Consider the following 18,904-nt stretch of genomic DNA (forward strand, 5'->3'; position numbering starts at 1 on the left):
ATTATTTATTATTTCCACTTTTTGTATCTTTTGAATTTTCTAACCTAAATTCATACCAGTCAACAACATTATTATCTTTATTTTCTTTACCTAGAACTAAAAAATCAGAAATTTTTGCAAGACCTCGTGTTTTATAGATAGATTCAAGATTTTCATTAACCGAAGATATGTTTGAATCTTTTAATTTTTCATAAATTCCGAACTTTTTATTGATGGAATTTTCAACTGCTGCTGCTTGTTTGATTGAATTATAATAATAAATTGTAGCCTGGTTAGTTATTCCTGAAAATCCTGATTGCAAAGTTGGAACAGCAAGTCCTGCTTTTATTATTTCAACTCCATAAGATTTATAAAATCCATTATGACCAAAAAATAAACTTCCAACATAACGGTTAAAAGAACGCGCTGGACCTGTTTTTGGGTAGACAAAATAAACTTCAGTGCCTTTTGGCAACATTTTTTCGGCAAATTTAGTTGCCCGACCAGCATATTCGGCCTCAAGTCCTTCAGTTTTTTTATAAGTTCCAGATTGGGACGTTCCTACCTCGGGAGTGTCAATACTTTCAATTCTCACGTTAAAAGTAGGTTCAATTTTAGTTTCTCCAACAGATTTTAAAGTTGCTGTATCGCCATCAGTCCATTTTTGAATTGTAACTTTTTGGTGGTTAAAAAATTTTGAATCAGGCAAAGTATCGTCTTTAAATTTGAGTTTATCTTCTTCAGTTCAAGAATAATTTGGATTAAGAAATTTTGCAATGTCTTTGGCATATTGACTATCTGGGTTTTGCAAATCAAGCTCAGGATTTTGTGAAAAATCCTCTATTTTATAGTATTTTTGGGCCTGAAAGTAACCTTGGGCGCCTTGATTTGTTGTACAAGCGGCAATAAAAAAAGGGATAAAAGTAAAATTTATACTAGTAAAAAACAGCTTTAAAAATTTTCTTTTCATAAGACAAATTTATCAGATTAATTTTTTTCTCTTGCAAATTCAGGTCCTAAATTTTGACTCAAAGTGTTTAGAAAATCGTTAAAACTAGGAACAGTGCCATTGGCTGCCTTAAGTGATTGCATTTGTGCAACGGTTGAGTCTAAATTTGAACGAAATTTAGAGGATCTAGCATCAGCATTATCATAAACAAGCGAATAATTTGCTTTAGCTTGTTCGTTATTAAAGCGACTAAATTGCTCGAGTGCTAACTTTTGACCTTTGTTTTTTGGTTTAGAAACATCTGGACTTAGCGTTGATTTTAGCGGTAATAAATATGAAGTTGCTTTTGAAAAATACTCAACAGGAGTTATTTTTCCGAATTTGTCCCCAAAGTCAACTTTTTCAGTTAGGATTCAATTTACAAAAGCCTTAACAGCACGGTCTTCTTTTTCATTTGCGTGAATAAAAATCAAATCAGGGCCTTGGGCAGCAACGGCAGTAATTTTTGAATTATTGTCAAATTTGTGCGGTGCTGCTAAAATATCCATTTCATCTTCGTTAAGTGAACTTGAGGCTTCTGTTATTTCAACGCCATTGTATCCGGTAATTACAATTGGCTTAAATTTTTCTTCTTTATCAAGAACTTTGTATGATCCTTCAATGATTCCAGAAGGAACCTCATCTCGGTCAGTAAAATAAAACAACTCTTTTTTCGGGTTTTTTTCTAAAAGACTTTTAATTTCAGCTAAAATTGACTGCTTAATTTTAACGGTGTCTTTACCATTAAGCGCCTTAACCTTAATTTCTTTTGAGATGTCTGCTAAATCTGATGCCTTAATTACTGCCGAAAATCTTGCATTTGGGCTGTAAATATGTTCAACATTTTCGTGAGTAAAACTTACTTTGTAATTTTTGTCGTTTGCTCTTATGTAATTATGGTGAAATCCTGCTGTTGATCCGATTGAAAAAAGTTGTTGATGATTACGGAAATAAGTTGAATTATATTCACCAGAAGTTGTAAAATAAATTGACTTATCAGCCATTCCTTTGGTGAGTAGCTCATAAACTTGCTTTAAATTTTTGTATCTGTCTGATTCAGGTTTTTTGAAAAATGATGTATAACTAATAAGATTTTCTTTTCGATTTAAAACGGTAACTTCTTTAGATTTATCATTTTCTGACAAAGAACGTGAAAGCCCATAAATTAAAGTAGCTGCATTGTCAATTCCTAAAACTGATTTTGCCGCAGTTAGACTTGAGCCTTCAAGTGCTTTTGGAAAAGCTTTGACAATTCTTGAAGATAATTTCTGTAAATCACTAAAGTTTTCAATATCAGATTTTTTAAACTCATAACCTGAAAGTCCATCTGGGGTTGACACGTATTCTTTTCAAAGTTTTTTAATTTCCTTAACATCTTCAGTTTTTTGGGCAGCTAATTTGGTAAATTCTTCAAAAAAAGCTTTGTCTTCAGCTTTAATTTTTGCTGGATTGGTTGAGTGTTTCATTGCCTGATCAATAATTCAGCCAAATAAAACTTTATTTACATATAAACCTTCAGAAGATTTTCCAAACGGAAGAGTGTAGACTCCTTTTTCATCAAGAAACGGAATTTCTGAATTAATTTGCAAAAAGTCTTCAATTCCTTGCTCTTTTAGGAATTTTTTGGTAATTTTTTCATTCTCATCAGTTGGATCTTGATCTGATTTTAGATTAGTAACAATCGGAAATGTCATTGAATATTTATTTACAATCGCCAATAAAGATGAATAATTTGTAACAATATTAGGTAATTTAAGTCGATCTTTTGTGTTTAAAAAAGTGTCAATTGAATTAGATGCTCCTGAATATCCCCCTTGAAAGGATTGCTCTTTCATTTCTACAAAATCAGGTTTATCTTTTTGGGTTGTATTTCAAAGTTCGATAATTTTATTTAATGCTTTAATTTCATTTCCACTTGAAGAAAAATTGTGACCAAAAACTAACTTACCATCTTCAGGAGTGTCGAATGTAAATCCTCTAACTCCATTTGAACCGATACCACAAGAAGCCATAATTCCAATTGGTGCTAAAACTGATAAAGAAGATAAGAAAATCCGACTAATTTTCTTTGCTATGTTATTTTTATGCCTTAATTTTGTACCTTTTTTACTATGTGTGTTCATTTTTTTCTCCTTAGTATTTTATTTTTGTGTATTTTTTTCTGTTTTTAATTTAACTGATGCGCCAATATTTTCCTTTAGAATTCTAAGAAAAGTATTAAACTCAAGATTTAAATTCGGGTTGGCTAAAAACTGATTGTAAAGTTGAGAAACACTTCCTAGAGTTGCTTTTCGGAAAGTATTTGAGTCAATTCCTGCAGGTTCGGTAAAAACTCTATATTTTTCAGGGTTTTTTAGCTGATTTTGGAATTGTTCATAAGCAACTTTGAAAGCATTATTTTTTGCAAAAGCTGGATTTTGATCAAAATTTGATTCCAAATTTGCCTTAGTTGGATTGATGTTTGAAGCTGAAAATGCTAAAAAATCGCTCGGAGTTACAGTCATTTTTTTGTTATTTGGCCCGTCAAATTCAATTTTTTCCGAAATAAATCATTTAACAAAGTTAAGTGTGGCCTCATTTTCAACTTCATTATTGTAAAATCCAATCAAAGATGGACCTTGGGATGTAACAATATTAAATTTATTTGATTCTTGTGTTTTTGAAGGTTCGTTGAGAAATTCTAACTCGTCTTCATTAAGTTTTTCGTGTGATTTTGAAAAAATAAAGGCATTTTCAGGTTGATTAATCAGTTTAACTTTGTTTTTTGTTGATTCAACATAAAGTGAAGAAGTGTTTGAATCTTCTTTTGTTTTATCAGCAACTCACTTGTCAAAATCAGGATCAATTGCTAAAAAATTAAAACTATTTAAATTAGTCTTTGATTTTATAGCGTTTTTTATTTTTTCAATTAGATCCTTGTCATCAGTTTTGCTTAAAGAAATATCGTTTTCTTTAACAGAAAATGAATCAGCTTCATAAACATAACCGGTTGAATTATCTAAAATTTGGTGAACTTTTGCAATTGCATTTGCAGGCATATTTTCTTCACTCACTATTTTTCAAATTTTAGATTTTGAGCCAACCGGGTAGTCAAAAGTTTTTGTATTAACTTTTAGACGTAAAAAATTTTGTCCCTGTTTTTCAAAGTTACGCGAATAATCACTTGTTGAAGTAATTGCAAAAACTAATTGGTGATTTTTTAAAAATTCGCTAGCTTTAGTTCTGCCGCTTGTTGGACCAAGTAATTTATTTTTTACTAAATCTGACAATATTTCATAGGCTTTTTTTGTATTTTGGTGGTTTGCGCTTGTCTCATCAAAAAGATTTGTATAGTTGAGTGAGCCACCATCAAGATTTTTAAAATAACTTGAATTTTCATACTCACCATCTGCCTGGGCAAATGCCACAAAAAAGAAGAGTGCAGCTGTATCATTTAGTCCGAGTAAAAAGTTAACTTTTTCAGTTTGACTACCTTTTTCGGCATCTGGGAACGATTTTCTAACTCGACTTAAAAAATCAATTAGATCTTTATAATTATTGAATTTTTCAAAACTAAAAGTATAGCCTTCAAAACCGCCTTGATCTGAAGGAAAACTTTTGTACTCTCCTCAGACTTTTTTAATATATTCAAGATCGGTTTTTTTTGGATCTAGATTTTCAACTCGCACTTTATCAGATTCACTAATTTTAAAATTAGGACTTGTTTTTGCTGATTCTAATATGTATGATAAAACTGGTTTGTCGAGCAAAAGTGCCTTTGAAGTTTTTAGAATTGGTAAAAAAGCTAGTGTATTTTGGTCAATTCCAGGTACATTTTTTGTTTCAACCAGAAATCTTTCATCATAACTATTTTTAATAGTTTGGGCTAAATCGCTTTTGGAATTTAGATCCAAAATCATACCGTGTTTATTCAAACTAGCCGCCAGAGCTGGGTAATTTAGTGTTAAATTCGGCAGTTTTTTTGTATCTTTAACTTCTAAAAATGTTATTAAATTAGTTTGATCATCGATGTAATTTGCCGCGACATTTTCTAATTTAACGGGTAAAAATCCTGTCTGTTTGTCTTTAACTTCAGATTTTTGGTTTCATTTTTCAAAAATTGATTTTAGAGCTTTAGTTCGATTATCTGTAGGCCCAAAAATTACGCGAAAATCGATTGTATTGTCATTTTCGGTTTCAAAATGAAGTGGATTGTCTTTTTGTGATTTTAATTCAGTGTGATTTGCATTTGAAAAACAGGATGTCAAAATAGCCAAAGAAGAAACCGGTCCTAAGCTAATTGCTGTTTTTAAAAATATTGACTTAAATTTGTTGATTTTTTCCATTGTTGTTAAATTTCTTTTTTAATAAGAAGATTTGCAGTATCTGTAATTAGTGTTTATTTATTTTTTAAAAGTGACTTTAATTTTCTAATTTTATTTTTCCAAATTGCTCTCCTGTTAGTTTTTAAAATAAAAAAGCACAACGATAAATTATCTTAATTTACTTAGTCAAAACTTTAACAATTTAGACCAACTAACAATAAATAATTTCCAGTTGTGCTTAACATTTGAGATTATTATATAACTTTTTAGAAAAAATTAACAAAAATTACGTTTTTTTCTTAAATTTGTTGAATTTTTTTCAAATTAATTAAACTTTAATTTAAAAAAGTTAAGCCTTTTGGTCAAAAATTAACTCACGTTTGCTGAATTTAATTTTGTCTGCAGTGCTGTTAAAAATTTCTCAAAACTAGCTTGATCTTGGTTTCCATCAGCAACAAGACGGCCCATTTGGTTTAGCGTAGATTTTACCTCAAGACGGATTAGCGCACTTCTTGAGTCAACTGGATCCATATAAAATGAGTTGTGCTGCGGGTCATCATTAACGGTTTTAAAATTTTTAAATGCGGCTCTAAAAGAATTATTTTGCTGAAATTGTTCAGTATTAGACAAATTTTGGCCAAAAACTTGTTTTGTTGGCGCTAGATAATTTCCACGAAATGCAACATATTCACTCGGACTACCATGATATTTTGCCTCACCAGATTGGCCTTGATATGTAAAGTCTTGTTTGTGAGTTAGCATTCATTTTAGGAAATTTTTTGTTGCAATATCTTCTTCGGCATTTGAGTGAAAAGCGATTAAATCTGGTCCTTGGTAAGTATAAATACTTTTTGAATCACTGCTTGAATTTTTAATTGGCTCTTGGAGGAAAACAACTTCATTTTGGTTTAAGTGTTTGTCCCCACCCGGATTTTCAACACTGGCATTTTTTAGTAAAAAAATGTCGTTTTTATCATTTTTATTTGTAAGATTAATTATTTCTGAGTCAGTGTTTTTAATTTTTTCTTGATAAAACTTAGAAAAATCTTCACCAAAAACTAAATAAGATTGACGAGAATCTTTTGAATTAGAATCAACAAATTCTTTTACTTTTTTAGCTTGACTAGTGTCTTTAGGATCTAAATAAACATTTGAATCAGCATAAGTTGAACTTTTAGTCTCATTTATTAACTGGCTAATTTGACTTGTTAGGACATTTTTTAGTTCATAAATTGCTTTTTGGGAATCTTTTTGGTCTGGATCCAGCTCACGAATTTGGTATGCTTGGATTTTTGAAGAAAATGGAATTTTTTCAGTTTTTCCATTTACTTGAAACACAAAATTAGAATTTGACTTTACAAAACGGCGTTGATAATTACTTGTTGAGGAAATTGCCATTGCAAGTTGGTGATTATTCATCAAATTGTTGGCAAAACTTTCTTGTGAAAACCTTCCTGGATAAAAAATCGCATCTGATTTAAAAAGATCTAAAATTTGTTCATAATTTTTCTTTGTATTTTGATAACTTTGCGAATTTTTATTAAATAATTTATCAAAACTAACTCGCTCAAGATCTTTTGATTTTTCCCTTGTTACCTCAAACATAAACTTAGAATAATCCCCGCCAGCTGATGCAAAAATTTTGGCAAAAGCTAAATTTTCAATGTCATCAGTCCCGAAAGGAAAATCTCCTGTGCTAATGTCAGCTGGTTTTAATACAAATCCTTGTTTAATTCTTTTGGAAAAATCAAAAACTTTATCATAATATTTGAATGTCTCGTGGGAAAGTTCAAAATTCTGTCAAGGATTAGGGTTTTTATCGTCAAATTTTCGCGGTGCTCAGAGCTTTTTAATATGTTCGGTGTCTGATTTTGGCAAAGAAAACTGTTCAAAAAAGCGTTTATCTTCCGGAGAGTCTGCAATTTTAGCGCCATTTTTCTTTGCATTTTCAATAATTCAGGCCATAACTGGTCCGTCTATAACTAAAGTCTGCGAAGATTTAACAAATGGAATTGTATAAATTCCTTTTTCATCAAGAGTTGCGATTTGAGTATTAGATTCGAGAAATTTTGGATGATAAGTATCTTTTATAGCCTGAGCCAAATCTGGAAACTTGTTTAGATCTAAAAGCATTTTATGTTTAGCCGCACTTGCCGCAACAGCTGGATAGTTTATTACAAGATTTAGGGTTTGATTTTTATCATTGGCAGAAAAAATTTGCTCGAATTTAGCAGCCATTACGGTGTAATCTTTGTCATAATTTGGAGTTAATTTAATTGGCAAATACTCGTGATTATTTTGATCTTTAACTTCTGGTTTTTCATTTCAAAGTTTAACAACTTGATCTAAGGCCTGAAATCTTGGCTGTTTTTCATTTCAACTTGTTACAAATTGAAGCTGCCCGTCATTATTTCCGTCAAATTTAAATTCCTTAGCATTCGTAGTGCCTAATGTACAGGATACTAAGGCTAATCCCGAGATAAGAAGTGGTGAGAATAAAATTGGTTTTGCTAGTTTTTTCATAGTTTTTTGATCCGTCTTTTTTTGTTTTTTGTTTTTAAAAATAAAAAATCACCCCAAAAAATAAATTGTTTGAATTAAAACAAGTTAATAAAAACAAACGGTAAATTTTTTGAGATGATTTTAAATTTGCCATCATTATAGCACAAATTTCCAAAAACAAAAATATTTTAAAATTTATTTTTAATGACCTGACTTTACCAGTTTGATGGCAAAAATTCACTTTTTAGTCAATACAAATATGAAAAAATACCGGTAAATCCGTGTTTTTTGAGGCTAAAATCTTAAGTTTTATTATTTTAAAATTAACCTTTTGCAAAAAAAAAAAAAAAATGCTTGGTCTAAAAAAAATTTTGTTATAATATAGTCACTAAGAATGAATTAATAAATTTTGATATTGAACCAAGGAGTGATCAAGGATGTTTTTGTCATAAAAAATCAGAAAATGCGAATTATCCATTATATTTTTTAATATGATGGAATGCCTTAAATTACCCATTTAGAAATCTTTAAATTTAGGGCTTTTGGTTATTGTTCTTTCAAAACTTCATATGTTTTTTAGGCTCGCTGCAAATAAAAACGAGTTTTCTATTTGCATTGAGTTTAAATAGTAGTTGTATTTTTTTATGATTTTTGTTAGTGTTTTAACTATAATTTATTTAAAAAACCATTTTTTTTTTTTTTTTGCAATTTTGGGGATTAAATTAGTTATCTTAACGCTTGGAGCAAATATAATTCAAAGGCTATTTTGTTATTAATTTGCGAAGTTTTGATTTCTGTATCTAATTTTGCAAGATTAATTATTAATTTTTCAATTTTTTTAATTCCGTTTTTATTATATAGTTCGACTGCTTTTTTAAGTTGGAAATCAGAAATATTAAGATTTTTAGTGATGTAAGAATCTTTTTTACCTGCTTTTTTATGTAAAAAAACAATAAAACTAAGCAATAATTTTGAGTTAATTTGCCCTAATAACAAGCCAATTGTGTGCCCTTCTAATAATTTTTGTCGGTAAAATTTTAGAACTTTTGTTAAATCAAAATCAACAAATGATTCAATAAAACCTCAAGTAGAATATGATGAGTAATCGCTTATATATTCGCGAATTATTGCTGAATTTATAGGTTTATTTAGAGTTTTTAGCTTTGCAATTTCATTATAAATAATTCAACCATTTAGCGGTAAGATTGATTCAAGCTCAAAAATTTTGGTTGCTTCTAATTCAACATTAAATTTTTTGACCATTTGAGCAATAAATTGGCCAACATTTTGTTTTGTAATTTGCTGGGCTTCAATTATTTTAGTGGCCTGAGGAGTAAAACGCTTATAAATTCATGAATTTTTAAGAGCAAAATTGGTTAAATTTTCATCAAAAACATACTTAAAAATGATTGTGTGTTTTGTCTTTATGATTTTAGAAGCCAGTAGATTATTTAATTTTTCATTTTTTGAAAAAAGCAAAAAATTATTAAAAATTAATACTTTTTTTTCGTCGAAAAGTGATGAATCTTCAAGGTTTTCCTGTATAAAATCTAGCGAATCATTTGCAAAAAAATTTATTAATAATGAGTTTTTAATTTCTGGGAGTCTGAAAATTTTTTCTTGGACAAGGAAATTGTCGCTTCCAATGATGAAAAACATACTAATGAAATTATACATGAAATAATTAAAAAAGCTAAACTGGATTGAATATTTAAAGTTAAAATTTGAAATTCCTGAATATAACCAACACTTTGGATGAAAAACTTGCTAATTCACTCAACAATTTGTGGATTAAAAATAAATATAAGCAAACTTGCGTATAAAAAAGTAAAAAAACCGGTGAAAACAATCGTATTTATCGGAGCCATAAGGTTGTAATATGAATTTAAAAAAGTTGAAAAAATACTGCTAAAAAAATTTATAAATAAGAAATTAACAACTACTTTGTGCCAATTTTTTGGAAATTTTATCTGATTTATAATTGTTATTATAAAACTGATTGTAAATGTCAAAACAAATCCTACTGAGTAAAAAATCAAAGGATTTATAGATAAAATTAAAATTCCACTCATTGATAGAAGTTCTATTTTATTAAATTTTTTATTCAAAAATAATTTATTAACTTCAATGAGACCTCAGAACAAAAATCCTCTTAAGAACGAAATTGAAAAATTGAACAAAAACAGTTGAAAAGTCAAAAAACAAAAAAACAAAGGTTTGTATATAAATTGCCGTATTTTCAACATTTTGGAAAATGAAAAAAATAATTGTTTAAAAAGGTTAATATGAAATCCTGAAACGACAAAAATTTGGTAGACTCCAAGATTTACTAATATTTTTCGAAATTCACTAGCATCCACTGGAGTTTCGGCAAGAAAAATCATCGGAATGAGCTTTTTGGAATAATTTTCTTGAATCGAGAAAAATTTTCTAACTTTTGCAAAAATAGTATTGCTTTCTTCTAAAAAAGTAATTTTTGCATCTTCCAAAACTAAAAAGGAACCTTTTGACTTCAAATACGAAACAAAATCAAAATCTGATGTGTTTTTAGGTCTGACAAGTTTCCCACTAAGTTTTAATAGTGTTCCAATTTCATATTGATTGCCGCGGATAAAAATTTTGTCACTCTCAAACTTTACAAAATTTCCAAAACTAACTTTATCGACAACTTTACTTTCAAAACTAACGCTTGAATTTGCAATTTTTGGAAACATTAGTCAATAAGATACTAAAAAAAATAACAATAATATCAGTAAAAAAATAATTTTTTTAAATTCACCAACAAAAATTAAAAATGAAACTGATAAAAATAACAACACAACTCAGGTAATTCTAAAATTATCAACTAGTAAAATTGTAAAAACACAACTTAAAAAAATTGCTAATCAAGAATAAAATTTTCTTGAAGAATTTTTAAAGTTGCCGAATCAAGATGTAAAGCTCATTCGATTTCTTTTCAAGTTATTTGTTTATTTTTTGATTCTTTTAAAAAAGCATGTAATTTTGTTGCTATTTTTTTGTTAGTGATAATTTTTTCTAATGCTTTTAGAGTGATTTTATTTAATGTGGATTTTTTCTCTGTAGGTTTTAGGGAAATTTTTTGGTCACTTGTAACTTCTAGTTCGGATTCATATTGGCTAGTGTCATATCCGCGAATTACATCAAAATCGGCAAAAATTTGCCGTCATTTTGTTCCATAATTGAAAAATTTTGTACCAGGATTGCGAACTCCGTGTAAAATTGTTATAGAAATCTGCTTCTTCGGCCTGACATGAGATTGAAGTTTGTATGCCAAAAACGAGAATCCAGCAAGAGACCCAGCCAAAACAATTAAACTGATAACCTGTATTTTTTTCATGTACTTAGTTTAATTTTTTAACTAGTTTTTGTCTAAAAAAGGAAAAAAACATGAAAAAATATTTGTTTTTCATGTTTGTATTTATATTGATAAAAGAAATTTAATCTTAAGGATAAAAGTTATAATGAATATCCCGAGTTTGCCAATTTGATGGCAAAAATTCACTTTTTAGTGAATATAAACACTGAAAAATACCGGTAAATCCGTGCTTTTTTCCCTAAAATCCTAAGTTTTATTATTTTAAAATCAACCTTTTCAAAAAAAAAAAAAAAATGCTTGGTCAAAAATAAAATTATGTTATAATAAACCTCACTAAGAATGAATTAATAAATTTTGATATTGAATTAAGGAGGAATCAAGGATGTTTTTACCATAAAAAAATTAGACATTGCGAATTTTTCATTATATTTTTAAATATAATGGAATGCCTTAAATTTGACCGTTTAGAAATCTACAAATTAAGGCTTTTAATTATGGCTCTTTCAAAACTTCACATATTTTTTTAGGCTCAATGTAAGTAAAAACGAGTTTTCTTTTTACATTGAGTTTAAATAGTAGTTGAATTTTTTTATGATTTTTGTTGTTTTATCCATAAATTGATTTTTGCCAGTGTTTTAAAATAGGTAATTAACTTTTGCAAAGAAAGTTAAAAAAGCGCCCAAAAGCGGACACTTTTTAAGATTATCTCATCAAACTGACAAACTCGGGAGAAATTTAATTTTAAGGATAAAGGTTATAATAAATATTTTTTTGCGCCAACATTAAAAATCATATTTTTCAATTTGACCATGATCGCGAGTATTTTTTTAAAATAATTGTTTTGAATAGATATAATAATAATTTCGATAGATAAAATTAAAAACCATGTTACTCACGAAAAAGTAAAAAATGCAGTTCTATCACCGGCAATACCTGTCTGGGAAAGGGTTGTGAGCTTTTGTCCCAATAAAGATCCGCCAAAAATTCCATAAAGAAGCAAATCATGAATTGAATCTGAAATTTGAACCGATAAATATTTAAAATATTCCTTGTAAATTAACGGGAAAATATAGTGAGTTATTGTCTTAAATTTATTTCACTGGCGAAGTCTTAGCAATTTGTATTTTTGCCAGTCGATCGAATTAAGAGTTTCATTTAGTTTTTTTGCCATTCCAAGGCCGTTTTTAATTCCAACAAGAAATGTTACCCATAAAATTGGTTGAACAGCAAAACTCAAGAAAAGATAAAAAATAACAATTGACGGGATTATCCTAAAAAAGTTAAGTAAAAATTTAAAGAATGATCATTTAATTCAATGGTTTAATTTTTCATTTGCAGCCAGTAGTCATAAAATTGAAACTACACCAATAATTGCAAGACAGACAATAACTTGAGCTAAAAGTTTTCAAACCATGTAAATTGGATTGTCTAATTGTCCTTGTAAAAAAACACTTCAGTCAATAACAAAAAGTGATCCAAAAAAACGATTAATTTGATGTTGATTAACGTTCCATGACTCAATATCCAAAATGCTAATAATTAATAAGGTTAATATAAGAAATCCAAAAAAAATCCTTAAAATTCAATTGTAATTTACTTTTAACCATAAAATATATTTATTTTTTTGGTTTATATTAACAGATCTTTTGTGTAATATAAATTTATTAAAGAAAATTATTAAAAATTCTAAAAAAGTTGCAAAGACTAATAAAACTGCAAGTGGTATTCCGACAATTTTTCAACCCAATGCAGGATTTTGAACCCCATCATTAATTAAAATTCCAATACCAATAACTCCAGTTGCTGAAATAATCGTTGTTCAACGAATATTTGCTTCAAAACTGAATAAAAATAGCCCAAAAAATTTATTAATTACAAAAGGTAAAATTTCATTTTTAAATGCAAAGAAGCGATTTTTTCCTTTAATTATCGCTTTTTGATACCCGCTTAAATCAAGTGAATTTAAAAAAGAATAAAAATACCGATGTAACCAAATTCAAGAAAATCAAGTCACAATTAAAATTGCCGCTAATTTTGGAGCAAAAATAAGTTTTAAAGGATCAATTATAAACGTAATTGGAAAGGATTTAAGAATTATAATAATTCATCAAATTATGCTTTTTAAATATTTATTTTTAATAAATTGTGAGCTAAAAAGCGCAGAAAAAAAAGCAAGAGTTGCACCGATAAAAGTGCCAAGAAAAGTGTATTTAATTGTGATTCATAAAAATCTCATGCTTAAAGAAAAAACTGAATCACTATAATAAGGATGTTTGTTTGAAAAAGCAAACAAGTCAGTTAAATTTTTTTTAAAAAGGGTTCAACCATTATAATTAATTTCGGAAAAAATTGAGTAAAAAGATACAATAAACAAAACTAAAAAAACAAATGTGAAAAAAAGTTTTGTTTTTTTAAATCTTTGGTAAGGCTTGTTTTTAAATGCGCTAATGATCGTCATCTTCATTGTCATCCTTACCAAATATTGAATCTATTTGTTCTTGGTCAATATCTGAAAATGAATTATAAAAGTTAGCATTTCCATTGTTTATTAGTAAAATTCTGCCATCATATTTTTTCACTAAATTAATATTATGAGAAATAATAATTGTGATTGAATTATTTAATTTTCCAAAATTAATAATTAAATCAATAATTTTTGAAGCTGTTTTTGGATCAAGAGCTGAAGTTGGCTCATCAGCAAGAATTATTTTTGGGTGGTGTAACATGAGCTTTGCAATTTCAACTCGCTGTTGCTGACCTCCAGATAAGTCCTGAAAAATAGAGTAAATTTTTTCTTCCAAACCAAGTTGGCTCATAATTTTAATTATTTGTTCTCGTTGGCTTTTGGTTGGAATTGCAAATAAACTGCAAAAAATATTTTTATACTTAGGTAAATTTTTTGCTAAATTTAAATAAACACTTTGAAAATTTATTGAAGTTGGTGTTTGGGTAAGATATCCAACTGTTTTTAAAAATTTTTTCTTATTTTTTTTGTTTTGATCTAATAAATTTTGTTCTTGCCAAATTAGCTTACCTGAAACAAAAATATTTTGTAAAATTGACAAAAAAAACGAAGACTTACCTTGACCACTTGGGCCAATTACAAATAAAAGTTCTGTATTACATAACTTAAAATTAAGAGGATTTATTAAATTTTTTCCGTTTTTGTCATGTCTAAATGAAAAATCTTCAAAAATTAGACAGTTTTTAGTTTGATTTTGATTGGGCATAAATCTTACGGAATTCAGGGTCTTGTTGATTTACTTTTCTATAACCATTGTACCCAACATTTGGACCGTATTCATCTTTTCCGTTTTTTGCCAGGTTAATAAATGCTTGAGAAATTAAATCAGCTTGAATTTTATTGAATTTTGGGCGGAATGAACCAATATCATATGAAGCTGGGTTTGTTAGCATAAAAATTTCAACTTTAGAGTCTGGTTTAGATTCTGTTTCGCTTGAAGTATATTGTTTTGAATCTTTTTTATTTTCAGTTCAAGCAAAAGAAGCCTCATCATCAAAAGCGATTCTAAAATTTGGATCTTGACCAATTGCATGACCATCTCCTTGAATATATTTATCAGAATGTCCTAGCCGATCTTCATTTAAACTAGCCGATCTAAAACTTGAACCAAAATGTTTTTTTAGAATAAAATTCTGCATTTTAAATGTTCCAGCAGAAGTTAGATTTCCATGAATTATTCCATAATTTCTGAATTTAGGTCAGTCTTTATCATGTCAACTTTTTTTAATTTCAGCTCTTGTTTTTTCATCGCCATAAATCATAATCATACCACGGTAATATGAAATTATTTTTCGCGGGTTTGATTCATCATATAAAAATCGATAGGCAATTGTGTCTCATTTTTGCGGATCATTTGGATCACTTGACCATTCATTATAAGGAGTTTTATTAAATAGTTCATTTAATTGTTTTGCACCTTTATATAATGGATCATTTTCTGTTCCGTCGGTGTAAAAAACCGGCGATTCAGGGCTATTTTTAAAAGCTCATGTTAAAGTTTGGAGACCATTATAAAGTTGTTTGTCTTGGTCATCCTCGATAGTTGTAGTTGCATCAGCAATTACAAAATCGAGAGCATTAGCTGAGTTATTTGATGATTTTAATTGCAAAATTTTTGATTTTGCATCATCATTTCCAACAAATTCAAAATTCACATCAGGCAAGTCTTTAGTTTGCGAATTTGCCTCTTTTAGTTTCTTAAATTCTTCTGTTAAATTGGTAAGAAATTTATTAACTCGATCAGGTTCTTTAGATTTAAGTTTAAATCAACTTTGACCTAAACCAAGGTTAACTTTTGTATCTCATGTTTGAGCTAGTTGCTCTGGATTTTGATCTGAAGTATTGATACATGCAGAAATCACTAATGGTACTGTTAAAAAAGAAGAAAAAAAAGATAATTTTTTTAAAAAATTTCTTTTTTTAGAGTGAAATTTATTTTTTTTCGTCATTACAAACAATTTTCCTTTTGTGTTTTAGTAAACAAGGTGTTTTATGACGATTTTAGCATTTGCTTTTAAAGAAAAAAAGGACAAACTCGTTACGCTAGTATTACCTAGATCAACTTTTAAGAGTTTTTCTCAGCCCAAAACGGACACCTCTGTTTACCTAGTCTAAATTATAGCATAATCATTTAAAAAATTTAACAAAAAATAGTATGAAAAATCAAAATTTTTTTCAAAAAATTCATTTTTTAATTAAACTTAAGCATTTTTTAACAAAAAGCCAAAAATTTTTTTATATAAACATTTTAGCAATAAAACTATTTTTTAAATTTTTTAAATATTCAACTTTTTGCTCGTATGCAAGAATTAGTGAGTCAAAAGTTTCAAAAAGTTGTGAAATTTTTTGTTGTTCAGCAACATCTGGGGTGAATTTTAGTTCAATTTTTAGCACATTTGAGCTAATTAAATGCGGGATTGTCCCTTGAGAAATGAATTTTTTGGAGTTTTTTTCGAACTGAATTGCAAAAAGAGTACTTTCAGGATATTTTTTTGAAGTCAAAATTCCACAATTAGAGGTAGCAAAAAATTTTTCTTGAATAAATTTAGCCGATCCAGGATTTCCGTGAGTTGAAAAAATTATCTTTTTTTGCGCCAAATATTCGTTGTAATAACCAAATATTCCATGATTTTTTATTTGTGATGAATAAACCGGGTAGATGTATCCGCTCTCTCTCTCTCTCTCTCTCTCTCTCTCTCTCTCTCTCTACGGGTCTAGTTTTTATTTGGTGTTTGGTTAACGTTTGACCTCGGGAAATCTCAAATAAATTTTTTACTTGGTCAGTAATTCAGGCTGATTTGAAACCTTTGAATCTAATTGAAGGAAAATCTGAACTTAAATTAGCAAACATTTTATTATTGAAATCATTTTTAAGATTTTTCAGGACGCTTATTTTTTCTTCAAGTTTATTAGCTAAGTTTTCAAGTGCTTCAAAAAGTTGGGAAATTTTTTTCTGCTCGTTGATATTAGGGGTAAATTTTAATTCAACTTGCGCCATTTCCGAACTAATTAAATGTGGAATTGGTCCTGGGGTAATATGATCGCGAGTGTTGTTACCGATTGCAATTGCAAAAAATTCATTTGGTTGGTACTTTTTTGAGATTAAAATTCCGCAGCCAGAGGTTGCAAAAAATTTTTCCTTTCGAAAATTAACGACTCCTGCATTTACGCCATCAGCTGTCCATGTTATTACATTTTCAGCCAAAAAATCTTTATAATATCCCAAAATTCCGTGATTTTCTATTTGCGAAGAATAAACTGGGTAGATATATTTTGCCGAAACAAACGGACGAAAATATTTTTTGGTTAAATTGCCGCTTCGATTTATTAAAAATAAATCCCCTACTTTTTTTGTTAGTCACGCTGAGTCAAATTGTTTGAATCTAATTTGTGGTGAACATATTTTTTTTAACATTAATTTTCCTTGATTTTTTCAAAAAAATTTTTTTGATTAAATATTTTACTACGAATTCACCAAATCTAGTTTAAACAATATAAATTTAACTATTTTTAAATAAAAGTTAATGTGTTAATTAAAAAAATCACCTTGGATTTAAAACCGCTGTCAAGACAAAAATTTTTGCAAAAAATGTAATTTTGTTATCTAATTTTTGATTTTTTTCAAAACTTAGACAAAATTAAAATTTATTATAAGATTTTACATTTTTATAAATAAAAAAATCTTATCTAAATGGTATAATTAAATTAAAAAAAGCACAAAAAGGGGGCTAAAAAATGGACAACACCATCAATCAAAAATATATAATGACACTTGATTCAGGAACAACTTCATGCCGAAGTTTGGTTTTTGATAAAAATGGCGATGTAATTTCCATTTCTCAAAAGGAATTTCAACAATATTATCCACAATCAGGTTGAGTTGAACATGATGCAAATGAAATTTGGAATACTCAACTCTATACAATGCAAAGCGCCAAAACGCGTGCAAATTTAAAGTCAGATAACTTTATCGCGCTTGGGGTCACAAACCAACGTGAAACTGTGGTTTTGTGAGACAAAACAACCGGTGAGCCGGTTTATAATGCGATCGTTTGGCAAGATCGCCGTACAAGTGATTTTTGTGATGAACTAATTTCACAAGGACACCAAGATTATATTAGAGAAAAAACTGGACTTTTAATTAATCCGTATTTTAGTGCAACAAAAATACGTTGGATTTTAAAAAATGTCCAAAAAGCTAAAGAAGTTTTGGCCCAAGGAAATCTTCTTGCCGGAACAATTGACACTTGACTTGTTTGAAAATTAACTCAAGGAAAAACTCATGCTACCGATGTCTCAAATGCTTCAAGAACAATGATGTTTGACATTAAAGAGCGAAAATGAGACCAAAAAATACTTGATTTATTAGAAATACCGGTCGAAATTTTGCCAAAAGTTTTACCTTCTGCTGCCGATTATGGAATCGTTGAACCAAGTTTTTGATCAATTAATGCAAAAGGAAAAGTGCCAATTTATGGAGTTATTGGTGACCAACAATCTGCCTTATTTGGTCAGCTTTGCACTGAAGTTGGAATGGTAAAAAATACCTATGGAACAGGATGTTTTACCTTAGCTAATACAGGCCAAAAAATTGTTGAGTCAAAAAACAATCTTCTAACAACAATTGCCTGACAAATTGGCGACAGTCCGGTTGAATATGCCCTTGAAGGTTCAGTTTTTATTGCCGGTGCAACAATTCAGTGGCTTCGTGATGGACTTGGAATAATCGAAAATGCTGCTGATACTGATTATTTTATTTCTAAAACTGATAAAGATGACCACCGGACAATTTTAGTTCCATCTTTTACCGGACTTGGAGCTCCTTATTGAGATTCTTATTCTCGGGGCGCAATTTTTGGTCTTGAAAGAGGAACCAAAAAAGAACATATTATTAAAGCAGCCCTTGAGTCAATTGCTTTTCAGTCAAATGACTTAATTAAAGCGATGAAATCTGACTTAGGCCAAGAAATTACCTTGATGAAAGTTGATGGTGGTGTTTCTAAAAGTGACTTTTTAATGCAATTCCAGTCATCGATTTCTGAGCTTGAGATCTCAAGGTCAAAAAACACCGAAACAACAGCAATGGGAGCGGCTTTTCTTGCAGGATTGCATGCAAAATTCTGAAAATCAATTGACGAACTAAAACAAATTTCACAAATTGACAAAACATTTAAGCCACAACTTGACCAAAATCAGGTTCAAAAACTAGTTGCAAATTGAGATCTTGCTGTTAAGAAAACTCTAAACTGAGTAAAAGACATTAAATAAAA

General features: G+C 28.9%; 13 protein-coding genes and 1 riboswitch. Of the genes, 1 reads left to right on the forward strand and 12 read right to left on the reverse strand.

Annotated elements, in window-relative coordinates; genetic code table 4:
* Window position 1: 1 nt before the first annotated feature.
* The 12 genes from PWA39_RS01870 to PWA39_RS01925 all read right to left on the reverse strand — a co-directional run bounded on the left by PWA39_RS01870 (window position 2) and on the right by PWA39_RS01925 (window position 17,049).
* Window positions 2–949 carry a thermonuclease family protein gene (locus PWA39_RS01870; RefSeq protein WP_069099448.1) on the reverse strand — a complete coding sequence of 316 codons (948 nt, stop codon included), beginning with the start codon at window positions 947–949 and terminating at the stop codon, window positions 2–4.
* 17 nt (window positions 950–966) lie between these two features.
* Window positions 967–3,090 carry a P68 family surface lipoprotein gene (locus tag PWA39_RS01875; RefSeq protein ID WP_069099447.1) on the reverse strand — a complete coding sequence of 708 codons (2,124 nt, stop codon included), beginning with the start codon at window positions 3,088–3,090 and terminating at the stop codon, window positions 967–969.
* Window positions 3,091–3,108: 18 nt separating this feature from the next.
* The gene (locus PWA39_RS01880) at window positions 3,109–5,292 is read right to left on the reverse strand and encodes a P68 family surface lipoprotein (RefSeq protein WP_069099446.1); all 2,184 of its coding nucleotides are present in this window, start codon (window positions 5,290–5,292) and stop codon (window positions 3,109–3,111) included.
* Window positions 5,293–5,640: 348 nt separating this feature from the next.
* Window positions 5,641–7,794: a P68 family surface lipoprotein gene (locus tag PWA39_RS01885; RefSeq protein WP_069099445.1), complete on the reverse strand. Its 2,154-nt coding sequence runs from the start codon at window positions 7,792–7,794 to the stop codon at window positions 5,641–5,643.
* 705 nt (window positions 7,795–8,499) lie between these two features.
* Window positions 8,500–9,432, reverse strand: coding sequence for a DNA polymerase III subunit delta (holA, locus tag PWA39_RS01890; protein ID WP_069099444.1), 933 nt, complete (start codon window positions 9,430–9,432; stop codon window positions 8,500–8,502).
* Window positions 9,351–10,487 (reverse strand): ComEC/Rec2 family competence protein, encoded by a 1,137-nt coding sequence (locus tag PWA39_RS01895; RefSeq protein WP_240534030.1) that lies wholly within the window; start codon window positions 10,485–10,487, stop codon window positions 9,351–9,353. The genes holA and PWA39_RS01895 overlap by 82 nt, the downstream gene beginning before the upstream one ends.
* A gap of 167 nt (window positions 10,488–10,654) precedes the next feature.
* Window positions 10,655–11,131 carry an MAG0490 family ComEA-like DNA-binding protein gene (locus tag PWA39_RS01900; protein ID WP_069099442.1) on the reverse strand — a complete coding sequence of 159 codons (477 nt, stop codon included), beginning with the start codon at window positions 11,129–11,131 and terminating at the stop codon, window positions 10,655–10,657.
* 733 nt (window positions 11,132–11,864) lie between these two features.
* Window positions 11,865–13,574, reverse strand: coding sequence for an ABC transporter permease subunit (locus PWA39_RS01905; RefSeq protein ID WP_069099441.1), 1,710 nt, complete (start codon window positions 13,572–13,574; stop codon window positions 11,865–11,867).
* Window positions 13,555–14,340 (reverse strand): ATP-binding cassette domain-containing protein, encoded by a 786-nt coding sequence (locus PWA39_RS01910; protein ID WP_069099440.1) that lies wholly within the window; start codon window positions 14,338–14,340, stop codon window positions 13,555–13,557. The genes PWA39_RS01905 and PWA39_RS01910 overlap by 20 nt, the downstream gene beginning before the upstream one ends.
* On the reverse strand, window positions 14,318–15,583 hold the full coding sequence (gene cypl / locus PWA39_RS01915; RefSeq protein WP_069099439.1) for an ABC transporter thiamine pyrophosphate-binding lipoprotein p37/Cypl: 1,266 nt from the start codon (window positions 15,581–15,583) through the stop codon (window positions 14,318–14,320). The genes PWA39_RS01910 and cypl overlap by 23 nt, the downstream gene beginning before the upstream one ends.
* Before the next feature lie 69 nt (window positions 15,584–15,652).
* A riboswitch (TPP riboswitch) is annotated at window positions 15,653–15,744 on the reverse strand.
* Between the two features lie 125 nt (window positions 15,745–15,869).
* On the reverse strand, window positions 15,870–16,295 hold the full coding sequence (locus tag PWA39_RS01920) for a restriction endonuclease subunit S (protein WP_075949635.1): 426 nt from the start codon (window positions 16,293–16,295) through the stop codon (window positions 15,870–15,872).
* Window positions 16,180–17,049 (reverse strand): restriction endonuclease subunit S, encoded by an 870-nt coding sequence (locus PWA39_RS01925; RefSeq protein ID WP_075949634.1) that lies wholly within the window; start codon window positions 17,047–17,049, stop codon window positions 16,180–16,182. Before PWA39_RS01925 ends, PWA39_RS01920 begins: the two co-directional genes overlap by 116 nt.
* Before the next feature lie 320 nt (window positions 17,050–17,369).
* Here PWA39_RS01925 and glpK point away from each other — a divergent pair, with 320 nt between their 5' ends.
* A complete protein-coding gene (gene glpK / locus PWA39_RS01930; RefSeq protein WP_069099436.1) occupies window positions 17,370–18,902 on the forward strand; it encodes a glycerol kinase GlpK in 1,533 nt (510 codons plus the stop codon).
* The last annotated feature ends 2 nt before the right edge of the window (window positions 18,903–18,904 follow it).

Origin of the sequence: Mesomycoplasma ovipneumoniae ATCC 29419 (genome assembly GCF_028885435.1) — a bacterium.
GTDB classification, from domain to species: Bacteria; Bacillota_I; Bacilli_A; order Mycoplasmatales; family Metamycoplasmataceae; genus Mesomycoplasma; species Mesomycoplasma ovipneumoniae.